Annotated in this window: 9 protein-coding genes and 1 tRNA gene; 4 read left to right on the forward strand and 6 right to left on the reverse strand. The window is 67.1% G+C overall.

The genetic code is table 11. The features are described from left to right. Nucleotides 1-266: DUF1045 domain-containing protein (locus FV220_RS21765; protein WP_147833195.1), on the reverse strand; the 266-nt coding region annotated here is incomplete at its 3' end. Between the two features lie 245 nt (nt 267-511). On the opposite strand from FV220_RS21765, the gene FV220_RS21770 reads away from it, so the two are divergent. From FV220_RS21770 to FV220_RS21785, 4 genes are all read left to right on the forward strand, one after another. Then, a complete protein-coding gene (locus tag FV220_RS21770) occupies nt 512-1,528 on the forward strand; it encodes a DUF559 domain-containing protein (protein WP_246689513.1) in 1,017 nt (338 codons plus the stop codon). Nucleotides 1,529-1,541: 13 nt separating this feature from the next. After that, on the forward strand, nt 1,542-2,252 hold the full coding sequence (locus FV220_RS21775; RefSeq protein WP_147833196.1) for a hypothetical protein: 711 nt from the start codon (nt 1,542-1,544) through the stop codon (nt 2,250-2,252). After that, nucleotides 2,249-5,413, forward strand: coding sequence for an ATP-binding protein (locus FV220_RS21780; RefSeq protein WP_147833197.1), 3,165 nt, complete (start codon nt 2,249-2,251; stop codon nt 5,411-5,413). Before FV220_RS21775 ends, FV220_RS21780 begins: the two co-directional genes overlap by 4 nt. A 706-nt stretch (nt 5,414-6,119) precedes the next feature. Next, nucleotides 6,120-6,194 (forward strand) — tRNA-Glu (locus tag FV220_RS21785). A gap of 67 nt (nt 6,195-6,261) precedes the next feature. Here FV220_RS21785 and FV220_RS21790 read toward each other — a convergent pair. The 5 genes from FV220_RS21790 to FV220_RS21815 form a co-directional block, all read right to left on the reverse strand. Further along, complete coding sequence (locus FV220_RS21790) at nt 6,262-7,059, reverse strand: endonuclease (RefSeq protein ID WP_147833198.1); 798 nt, start codon at nt 7,057-7,059, stop codon at nt 6,262-6,264. Beyond that, nucleotides 7,052-8,395, reverse strand: coding sequence for a DNA cytosine methyltransferase (locus FV220_RS21795; RefSeq protein WP_246689514.1), 1,344 nt, complete (start codon nt 8,393-8,395; stop codon nt 7,052-7,054). Before FV220_RS21795 ends, FV220_RS21790 begins: the two co-directional genes overlap by 8 nt. An 18-nt stretch (nt 8,396-8,413) precedes the next feature. Further along, nucleotides 8,414-8,848, reverse strand: coding sequence for a very short patch repair endonuclease (locus tag FV220_RS21800; RefSeq protein WP_147833199.1), 435 nt, complete (start codon nt 8,846-8,848; stop codon nt 8,414-8,416). Between the two features lie 5 nt (nt 8,849-8,853). Beyond that, the gene (locus FV220_RS21805; protein ID WP_147833200.1) at nt 8,854-9,753 is read right to left on the reverse strand and encodes a hypothetical protein; all 900 of its coding nucleotides are present in this window, start codon (nt 9,751-9,753) and stop codon (nt 8,854-8,856) included. 916 nt (nt 9,754-10,669) lie between these two features. Then, nucleotides 10,670-11,416: hypothetical protein (locus tag FV220_RS21815; RefSeq protein ID WP_210245961.1), on the reverse strand; the 747-nt coding region annotated here is incomplete at its 5' end.

Consider the following 11,416-nt stretch of genomic DNA (forward strand, 5'->3'; position numbering starts at 1 on the left):
ACGGGCAGGGGGCTCCGGTGCGCCGCCAGGGCCGCGGCCGCATGGAGGAGATCGGCTTCGGTCGCGTCCGGGGCGAGGCGCATCGGCGCCTTCAGGGTGGCGTGGAACCCGTAGACGCGCGGCTCGGCCGTGTTGGCCGCGAGGATGGCCCGGAGCGCGTCAGGACCGGGCGCCGGGCCGGCTCCCAGGATCGCGTCGCCGAAGGCGGCGAGCGCCGAACTCGGAGCAGGGGTGAAATACAGGGCGTATCGGGCAAGGTCGTCCAAAGGAGCTTTTCCTCGGCTGCGCGCGACGGGCCGAAGACCTCATAGGTCGTCGCCCGGACGCTGATATGACAGGCCGGGTGCCGAAGAAGAGAGGTCCGCCGTGGCCTGCCAGGCCTGATACTTCGTCACATGGGCGGTCGGGTAGCCAAGAAGGACAACCTGTGCTGGTCTGCAACCTTGACCAACGACAGGAGATCGAGGACGACCCGACGCGCGATGCACAGTCTCAGCGTAAGTCTCTCATCGTGAAAACGGCCGCCGCCTTTAGCGACAGGGCGAGGCCGCGCCTGGAGCGGACCGAACTCGCCGAACGGGTCTTCCGGCTGGCGCCGGGCCGTCGGCTCGTCGTCGTCGACATCGGTTGCGACGGCATCGCCCAAGCCCTCACCGCCGATGACGATCACGCCCGCGGCGCGTTCCTGCTTGTCACCGACGGTCTGCGAACCGGTGCGGCGGTGCTCGACCGCCTCCTCGACGATCTCGCCGATCTCGCGCTCAGCCGCTGGCCGCATTGGCATGGGCGGGATGATGGCGGCCTCGCGGACACGGATCACTCTTTCGATCCGATCGTATCCGGTCCCTGGCTCAGGGCAGCACGGCGGCGGGCCGGCGCCGGCCACCCACCCCGGTTCCGCGAAGCCGCGCGGGAACTCCAGTTCGTTCAGCTGCTGCACGCGATCGACCCGTCCGGCGTCGTCCTGATCGGCGAGATCAATCCCGCATCGCCGGCCCGCGCCGCGCCGGTGATCGAGGCCCTGGAATGGTGCATGGGCCATGGTGCGGCCATCGTCATGGCGCTGCCGGCTTGGCCGCCCGATTCCACCCCCTACGATCGCATCCTCTACGGCGCCTGCGAGATCGTGCGCGAGCCCCCTCCGGTCGCCGAGCGCTTCCTCCCGCCGCGTTCGAAGGCCCATCCCGCCAGCGCGATCGAGCAGCGGGTGGAGACGGCCCTGCAGCAGGACGCCGAACTGCGCGGTCTGTTCTGCTGCAACGAAGCCGTGCCCGTCGGCGGCTGGGGGCAGCCGCCGCGGGTCGACCTTCTCTGCCGCGCGCACCGCATCGTGGTGGAACTCGACGGACCCGAGCACCGCAGCGCTGCGAGATACGCCGACGACCGCCACCGGGACTATACCCTGCTGACGGCGGGCTACCTCGTGCTGCGGATCACCAACGAGCAGGTCGAGGCCGATCTTCGACGGGCCATCGAAAAGATCCGCTCCGTCGTCCGGCTCCGCAGCCTACCGATAGACGCGACATGAGGGGTTCGATCCGATGAGCCAGACGCCGACGCCGAAGCAGGCGCTGATCCTTTGGTGCCTGCTGGGCAAGCACGGCAGTGCCCTGCAGAGCGAGGTCGTGCCCAAGGTCGACGCCGCCGATCGCAGGGCATTGGTCTCCGGGCGGTACCTCTCCGAGGAGAAGCAGGGTCGCTCCATCCGGCTGACCGTCACGGACGGGGGCTGGAACTGGGCAGGCCAGCACCTGCGCGACCCGCTCCCTGCGAATTTCCGCGTCCTGCAGGACTGGCTGGAGCGGATCGACCGGCATCTCGCCACGACCGGCGAGACGCTGGCCGGCCTCATTGGCACGCCGGCGACGCCCGGGCCACGTCCTGCCGAGTCCCCCTCTGCCGAGTCCCTCCCTGCAAAGCCCACACGCAGCCGCACCGCGAAGGCGGCACCACCGGGTTCGGCAAAGCCAAGGAAGCTCACGAAGAAGCAGGTGCGCGCCCGCATCGAGGCCGCCTATCTCGCGCTCACGGAGGGGCAGAAGGCACAGGCCGTGCGCCTCAGCGCGCTGCGCGCGCATCTGAGCGAACTCGACCGCACCACCGTCGATGCCGGGCTCGCGGCCATCCTGGCCGGCGATCCGACGGCGCGGCTGAGCCAGCTCAGCGATCCGAAGTCGCTCTCCGCCGATGAGCGCGAAGCGGCGTTCAGCCCGGCGGGCGAACCCTTCCACATCCTCTGGATCCAGTCATGAGCGACGCCCTCGACGCCCTGCGCCGGGTCGATTTCGACTGGGTGCGCACCCTCGACAGCGTGTGGCTCGACGTGGAGCCGACCGGCGGCCCGAACGATGCGCTCCCACCCGGGATCATCGCGGATCTGCACGGGGAGGCGCCCGGTCCTGCCTCCCGCGCGATGGGGCGCGTGCTCATCGGCCCGTCGGGCGTCGGGAAGACGCATCTCGTCGGGCAACTGAGACGGGAGGCCTGGCGCTCTGGCAGCTGGTTCGTGATGCTCGACGTCCTCGGCCTGTCGGAGTTCTGGCGCAGCGCCGCGCTGAGCTTCCTCACGGCCATGCTGCATCAGATGCCGGACGGCCGGCGCCAATCCGACGCCGTGCTGGCCGGGGTGGCGCGCCAGTTCAAGGTCGAAAGGCATGTGGAGGAGGCGTTCAACACCCCCGACGTCGACACGCGCAAGATCGTCGTCCTTCTCGTCAAGGCGTTGATGAGCGTCGACATGGGGAGCGCGCTCAAGAACCAGGACGTGTTCCGCGCCCTGTGTCTGCTGCGCTCGAACGATTTCGGCGCCGTGGGCCTCGCCCATGCATGGCTGCAGGGCTACGACGCCGACCCGGTCGCCCGCGCCGAACTCGGGTTTCTCCGCCCGCCGCCCACGCCGAAGGAACTCGTCGAGGGCATGTCGTGGATCATGAGCCTGAGCGGTCCGATCCTGGTCGCCGTCGACCAGATCGACGGTGTGATCGACGCGAGCCATTTCGTCGGACAGGACGAGTTCGAGGGCAGGCAGGGGCTGGCGGAGGTGCTCGCCTCCGGCCTGCTGGAACTCCACGATGTCCGTCACCGCGGCATGACGGTCATCACCTGCCTCCAGAACTCCTGGGAGCGGCTGCAGGAGCGGGCCCTGACGCCGCTGCTGCAGCGATACGTGACGCCCGTCCTGCTGCAGGGCATGAACGACCGGACCGCCGCGTCGGCGCTGATCCGCGCCCGGCTTGCCCCGGCCTACGCGGAAGCGGGATTCGAGCCCCCTTACCCGACCTGGCCTTACAGCGACGCCGCGATCGCGGACGCCGCCCGCTCCGGCATGATGCCGCGCACGCTCCTGATGCGCTGCGACGCCTTCCGGCGCGATTGCCTCGCGCGAGGGGCCGTCACCGTGTGTGACAGCCTCGTCCAAGCCCCTGACGGGCAGGCGCGTGACGCGACCGCCGACGCCGCGTTCGACCTCGACCGGGCCAAGCGCAACGCCGACATCGCCGGTTTGCTCGACGAGGAGGCGGCTCTCGGGGAGATCCTGCGCACGGCCTTCGACCTCTACGCGCTCGAGGACGATCCGGACGATGCGCTCGACGTGGCGAGCAAGGGCGAACCCGACCAGAAGATCCCGCCTCTGCACGGCCGGCTGATCCTGATCGACCGAGACCGGAACGACCACGAACGGCATGTGTGCTACCGCGCGCTGCTGCAGCAGAACGCCATCGCCTTCCAGGCGCGCCTGCGTGCCGCGCTGACCGCCTCCGGCATCTCGGCACGCATGCCCGACCGAAGCCTGGTGATCGTGCGCCGCGCTCCGGTGCCCGGCGGCGCCAAGACGAAGCAGCTGTTCGACGCCTTCCTCGCGGCGAAGGGTGTGCTGATCGACCCGGTGGAGGACGACCTGCGCACCTTCGTCGCCTTGCGCGACCTGCACGCGAGCTCCGCCGAGGAGGGGCGGCAGGACCGGTTCGAGGCTTGGCTGCGGGCGCACAGGTTCGTGCGCGCCACCGCTTTCTTTCGGCAAGCCGGTCTGGCCGAGTCGGGAGGAGCCGACATCCCCGTCCTCGCGGACGGGACGGACTCCACCGGGATCGTCGACACGAGTGCGACTTCCGTGGTGCGGATGCCGAGGGAGAACCCGGACGCGGCAAAGCCGCCGACGGCCCCTTCCAAGTCTGCTCCGACCGTTTTGCCCGACGCCATCCCGGTCGGTCATCGCCTCACGCCGGACGCGCCGCCGGTGTCACTTCCGCTGCGGTTGCTGCCGCGGCACACGTCCATCATCGCCGGCTCCGGCTCGGGCAAGACGGTGTTGGTGCGCCGGCTGGTCGAGGAGGCTGCGCTCGCCGGCATCCCCGCCATCGTGGTCGATCCGAACAACGACCTGTCGCGGCTCGGCGATTCCTGGCCCGAGCGGCCGACGGCCTTCACCCCGGAGGACGCCGACAAGGCCGCCCGCTACGCCGAGCGCGTCGAGGTGGTGGTCTGGACGCCCGGGGTCTCCGCCGGCAATCCGCTGTTTCTGTCCGTCCTGCCGGACTTCTCGGGACTCGGCGAGGACGCTGACGAGCGGGGACAAGCCGTCGAGATGGCGGCCGAGACCGTGGGACCCCTCGCCGGTGCGAGGAAGACGATCCAGCGCGGCGTGCTGGCCGACGCGTTGCGCCGCTTCGCCGAGCGTGGCGGCGGCAGCCTCGCGGACTTCACCGCCTTGCTCGCCGACCTGCCGGACGGCGTGAGCGAGATCGGCGGCGCGACCAGGATCGCCGCCGGGATGGCCGACGAGCTGCACGCGGCCGTGGCCACGAACCCGCTCCTGAAAGCCAGGGGCAGCGTGCTCGACCCGCAGGTCCTGTTCTTCGGCTCCGACCCGGCGCGCACCCGCATCTCGGTGATCAACCTCGCCGGTCTCGCCTCGGAGGCGGCGCGGGAGGACTTCGTAAATCGCCTGCAGATGACGTTGTTCGGCTGGATCAAGACGCATCCGAGCCCGCGCGGCATGCTCTACGTCGTAGACGAGGCGCAGACCTTCCTGCCGTCGCAAAGAGCCTGTCCGAGTCTCGGCAGCGGCATCAAGCTCGTGGCGCAAGGACGCAAGTACGGGCTGGGCATGGTCGTTGCGACCCAGGTGCCCAAGGGCCTGCACAACCAAATCGTCTCGAACTGCACGACGCAGTTCTTCGGCCGCCAGAGCGCACCCGCGACCATCGCCGCAGCCCAGGAGATCATGGCGGCGAGCGGCGGCGCGGCCAGCGACATCGGCAAACTCGGCGCGGGCGAATTCTACTTCGCCACCGAGGGATCGGGGAAGCCGGCAAAGCTGCGCACACCTTTGTGCCTGAGCCACCATCCGGCCAACCCGCCGACCCCCGATCAGGTCGTCATGATAGCAAGGCGATCGATCGCCTCCGCATGACCCCGCGGCTGCCATGCGCCGGCCGGGCATGGAAGCGGGGGGCACGGTGCCACTCGCATGGTGCGCCTCGGGCGCGTCAGGATTTGAGAAGGCCGATCGGCTGGGAGCCATCGTCCTTTTGCGGAAGCTGGGCAGGTTTGCGCAGTTCGGCGAACAGTGCCTTCGCGCCTCCGGTGCTCACCCCGGCAGGAGGGGCAATCAGCCGATCGTGCATTCGGCTGCGGCCTCGAGCAGCGCGTGGAGCCTCACGTCGATCATGAGGATGGGCACTGCCATGGTCGGGCAGCGGGTCTGCTGCCGCCGGCGCAATCCCGCGGTTCCCGAGGGAATTGGCAGGAGGTCAAAAGCGCACCGCCTCGGAGAAGCGTCTCCAACGGCAACCGTTCGCTAAATCCTTGAGACTGCGCACGTCTCCCGCAACACGCGAATTTCCGTCGTTCGCGGGGAGCGAGTGGTGGGCCCGGCAGGACAGTAACCCCGCTAGGCAAAAAGGCTGATCTAACAGGATCTTAGCGAGAATGCCACGGCCGAATGTGTAACACCTAAGTGCCTCACCAAAAAGGGCGTCGTCCTCGCAAAATCCGACAATCCGGCACGTTTTACATAGTACCCAGGGACACCCGGGTACGCATTTTTGAGATGAACGTTCTGATTGGATACTGGTCGTTTGCCATAGCGGGCAGATGTGCATATAGGGGCAGAGAAAGCGCCCATCGTCTAGCGGTTAGGACAGGTCCCTCTCACGGATCAGACCGGGGTTCGATTCCCCGTGGGCGCGCCACTTAGTCCAGCGAGCCGTCGTACCGGGCCGGCATCAGTGGTCAGGTTCGTCTTGTGTCTCTGCCGGGTCATTCGCGATAGGCGACGATGCTGGCCCGGTCGAGGTCGCGTGCGGGCATGAGCCTGTAGTGGCGCTCATCGACAACCCTGATCTCGTCGTTCTGGACGGTTAGTTCGAACATGGCCACGCGCTCGCCGGGCATGAACTGTGCGCTGATCGCCCGGCACCGCATGCCCGGGAAGCGCTGGGCGACCCATGCAATGTCCTGCGCCGTCTGCACGACGCCGATCTGGTCGTTGCCCCCCTTGGCCTGGACCGGGATGCAGTAATGGCACCCGTAGCGGTCGATGCCGAAGTACACCTCGTCGATCTCGATCTGCCCGATGCCCTTCACGGTCGTGCGCAGGTGGTTCTGGAGCGAGTAGGTCGTGAGGCCCAGGAACGTGTCGATCAGACGGTTGTAGCGGACGATGGCCAGCAGAGCCTGCTCGTCGTCCAGGGCGTAGGCCCGGATGATCTCCGGCGTCGCGTCGGGGATGCCGATGGTAACGAGGTCCTCCCGGGGCAGCACGCGGGTGAACTTGACGAGCTTGAACCGGTACTTGGCCCGGCCGGCGCCCTCTATAATCCATTCCATGCCGGCAGGCTGCGTCGCCAGGATCTCGTCCGGCATCGCTCGTCGATAGCGATAGGTGTAGGGCACGTCCCCTGGGTTCAGGTCAAGGTCGGGCGCAAGCAAGTCCTTCGCCGCGACGATCTCGCGGCGCGTGAACTCGAACTCCGTCGCCCCCTCCTCGTAGTGTTCGAGGAAGATCTTCACGATCATGGCCCGGTAGGCGGTCTTTGCTTCGACCGCCTTAGCCATGCATGGCCTCCAAGGCGGCGAGGCGGGCCGCCTCGGTCTCTACCTGGGAGCGCTTGCGAGCCCCGCTCTTGCGGTCGCGCTTGCTCGACGGAGTTGGGACGCCGAAGTGCCGGGAGGCCTCGGACATCCCCATGTACAGGAGGTCGACCGAGCCGAGCTCGATGGCATTGCGGGGCCGCTTAGGCTCGACACCGAGCGCGCGGACGATCTCCGCAGCCACGGCCCGCGCGAGCGGCGGCGGCACGGCGTTGCCGATCTGGCGGGCGCCATGCCACTTCGTCCATTGGAGCCTGAACCAATCAGGGAAGCCGTGAAGCCGCGCCATCTCGCGCACGGTCACGCACCGGGGTCGTGCGTAGTGGATCGGGCGCGGGGACGTGAAGGCGCCCCGGGCGCCGTCGGTGCCGGCCCTGAGGGTGTTGGACAGGCCGTCGGGCCGCAGCTTGTAGAACCGGGATATCGGTTCCGTCTGCCCCGGGGTCGTCGCGGCGTAACGTGCCTGCGAGACCGGCGTGTGTTCGGTGCGCCACGATGAGGTCATCATGCCCGGGTCCCACCGCCGCGGGTAGCCGAAGTGCCAGGCGTTGTTCGACAGGCACCGCATCTCCGAGGCGTACCGGCTGGGCGCGCGAAATGCCTCCGTGCGCACAGCATCCGTCAGGTCGAGCGCATCGAAGCCGTCGGCGTCCGGCAGATCGTCGAGGGCGTCCTTGCAGGACGGTCCCACCGGGAGGTCCTGGAGGCCGGGCATCCGGTCGGCTGGTCGAGTCGTCGGAGTGGGGTACGCCGGCAGCGGAAGCCCGCGGCGCGCGCCCATGAGGATCAGGCGCTCGCGGTGCTGCGGAACCCCGAAATTCGCGGCGTCGAGGACTTGCCACGGCAGCGCAACGTCGTAGCCGACGTTCCGGAAGGCGGTCACGAGTTCGTCCAGGAACGCCCGGTGCTTCCCGACGGTCAGCCCCTTCACGTTCTCGAACAGAAAGTAGTTGGCATCGAGTTCGTGCACGAGGCGCACGAACTCATGGACCAGTCGGTTCCTAGGATCATCGAGGACCCGGTGGCCGATCATGGAAAAGCCCTGGCAGGGCGGGCCGCCGAAGACGACGTCGATGCCGTCTTCCGGTCCGAGCCCGGCCGCCTTGCGGACCTCGGCCGCGGACAGGCCGACGACACTGCGGGCGAGCACGGCACAGTCGGGGAAGTTGAACTTATGGACGGCAGCGTGGACCGGGTCGATCTCCGCCGCAGCGCGGACGTCGAAACCGGCCTGCTCAAACCCGAGGCTGAGGCCGCCTGCACCGCTGAAAAGGTCGATACCGATGGGACGCACGATCACTCCGTTCGAGCGACCGAACTAACCCTCGGCCGCTTCCTTTGACCGCCCTGGGGGCCCCAGGAACGTAGCAAGTTCCTCGGCCACACGCTCGGAATTTTTCATCTCGCACTGCCAGACGATATGGGTTTCCCACCCCATTTTCGTGAGGCGTTCGATTGCGCGCGCGTCCCTGGCCTTGTTGCCCTCGATCTTGGGCACCCAGAACTCGGGGCGGGATTTGGGCAGGCGCCCCTTCGCGCATCCGTGGCCATGCCAGAAGCAACCGTGGACGAAGACGACCTTCTTGCGTGAGGGGAACACGAGGTCCGGGCGTCCAGGTAGGTCCTTCCGATGAAGCCTGAACCGGTACCCCAGCCGGTGAAGCCCTTGCCGTAAGGCGACCTCCGGCTTGGTGTCCTTCTGGCCGACGGACTGCATGATCCGCCGGCGTTGCTCCGGCGTGCGGGTGTCCATGCCGGTCAGATGCCCGAGACGGGCGGGAAGAAATCGTATCCCACCACCTTCGAGATGACGAGCGGAAGGGTGTGCGCCGCCTTGGCGTCATGGGCGGTGACACCGTCCGCCACCGAGATGTGCCGCATTTCGAAGATGCCCAGCCGGCGGGAAGGCTTCCGGGTCGCCGCCGCGACCGGCACGATGAACTCGACGTCGCTCAAGCCGGGCCGGACGCGGCATTGCTTCGCCATGTAGGCAATCTGGCTCTTGATCTGGTCGGGCAGAATCGGTTCGTTCCTCTTGGCTTCCATGGTCACCAGCGCCTTCCTGAGCGTCCCACCCTCGCGGAACGTGAGCAGGAAGACGGCGTCGATCTCAGGCGTCCCCTTGATCGTGTTCTGCAGGTGGAACAGATCGACGGCGTCCAAGTCCGAAAATAGGGCGAAGTGCGTCGGCAGCACCCGCTGGTGGACGGCCACCTGGATCAGCCACGGCTCGTCCTCACGGCCGAGCGCGCGCGCGGCGGATGGCAGGGAGACGCTCTCGATCCGGTGCAGGGGTGCGCTCGCCGGTAGGTCGTACTCGTAAGGGAACGGCTCGGTCTGACCGGGCAGGTAGGGCACGAAATCGAAGACGGCCCCTGAACCGTAGGCTTGGCGTGCACTGTACCCGGCGGCCGCGACGTCTTCCGGCCAGAGCGCATTGCGCGACCAGCTCCGCAAGAAGTCCTTCAGGAAGTTGGCCGGATTGCCGACGCTGAGCGAAAGCCCCTCGTCCCCGCGAAGGGTGACGATGGCTTCTTGAATCTCGGCGTTGGTTACCGTGGAAGGGGTGAATGTACTGGTCGTTGGATCGTATCGGTGCTCAAACAGATGGCTGAAGACAACAGGCTTTTCACTTTCCCCCGGCACATGACGCCCCATTCGAACCACGTTGGGCGAATCAGGCCCAGGACGGAGAACCTACCTCAGCAACCTTGGTAAAGTCGCTTGCGGATTGGGGCAGCTCGGCCGAAACAGCACCGGGATCGATTGAGCGTACCAGGATGCCGCTTTAATGGCCGAGATCCACTCGCTTCCAGTCTACATCCTCTGCATGATCGTCAGCGGCGTACCGATAGCGAGCGCTCAAACACGAATGCCAGCGGCCCTGTCTCCGACGGCTCTTCTACAGGCCTGGGCTGTAGAGAATGAGGCATGCCGGGGCGGCCATGGGGATGCCCCCAAGACCGACCGAGCGTGCAGCCGGCGCGAGAAGCTTAGCGCTGCCCTTCGCTCGGCCGGCTACTGCTACGGTCGTGAGGGCGAAGCCGGATATCAGAAGAGCTGGCATATTTGCGGTCTAAGATCGAACCGACGTTAAGCCTGCCAGACTACCATTACGCTGCGTAGGAGCCTAATGACCCACCTATTGCGGCCATGATCGCTTGCGACGCCTGGGCTGCGGCTGCCTCTCCAGAGGCCGTAAGGTGAATTTCGTGACGCTTAGCTTTTGGAACGGGGCTTGTCCTCACGAGACCCCGCTCAAGCAGCGTGATTACGTGACGCCAAACGGTTGAATAAGGCATACCGAGTTCAGTAGCGAGAATGGCCGCTGTCGGCACGCACCTCTGTCCTAGCCCATCGATTGCGATAAGAACCAGAGCCACGTCACAGCCAAGATCGGTTGTCCGAAGGACAGAAGTTGCGGCAATCAGGCCATTTACAGCCTGCGGCGCCGCGCTCTCTTGTGCATACGCCATGGGTAGCCCTCTATCTGATCAGCTAGATTTAAAATCTTTATTTAATACATTCCGCCTCGTCAATATAATCCGACGGAACTGCTTTAGTTATCTAGGCATCACAGCTTGCTCTCATCGAAAAACACGGCGGGGACGTTCCAGTCCGGCTCGCCGGGGACAAGGTTGATTGGCTGGCTCACGTTCTCATGGGCGCGCGGGTGGGGGTTCGCGGCGGTGAAACGTGTTGCACGGTTCGAGGCTTCGCGGGCGGCGAGGCTGCGTTCCTTCTTCGCCTCGGCGACCATACGGGCAGCGGCGGCGCGGTCGCGGGCCGATGCCTCCAGGGCGATGACACGAGCCTTGGCCGTCTCCAGCGGGATACCCTCGCGCTTCGCCAGAGCGATGGCCTCTTGCTTCGCGCCGGGCTGAGTGCCGCGCCATAGCAGCTCCTCGCGCTCGGCCCATGCGTCCTGGAATAACCGGAGCATCCGGGCGACGAAGCCGATCTGGGGGACGGCCGGCGGGGGGCTCTTGATCATCCACCCCATCTTGGCCCCGACGATCACGTCCCAGGAGAGGACAACCCACTCCAGGAACTCGTGGACGCGGCCCTCGTGACGCTTCGGCCAGGAGGCCTTAAGCGCCTTCTTCAGGATGCCGGCTTCCTTCTGGGTCCACTCGGGACACCCGACGCCGGGATAGGCCTGCGCCCATGCGGCGGACCATGTAGTGCTGAACGACCGGGTGTCGATCCGCTTCCGGGCATCGGCAAGGCGGGCGGCGTTGGATGCCGCCATGGCGTCGGCGACAGACCGGCGAGGGCTCAACGGCGCCCCCTCGGCGGGCGGGGGGGCCGCGCAATGGGG

It is taken from the genome of Methylobacterium sp. WL19, assembly GCF_008040005.1.
Taxonomy (GTDB): Bacteria; Pseudomonadota; Alphaproteobacteria; order Rhizobiales; family Beijerinckiaceae; genus Methylobacterium; species Methylobacterium bullatum.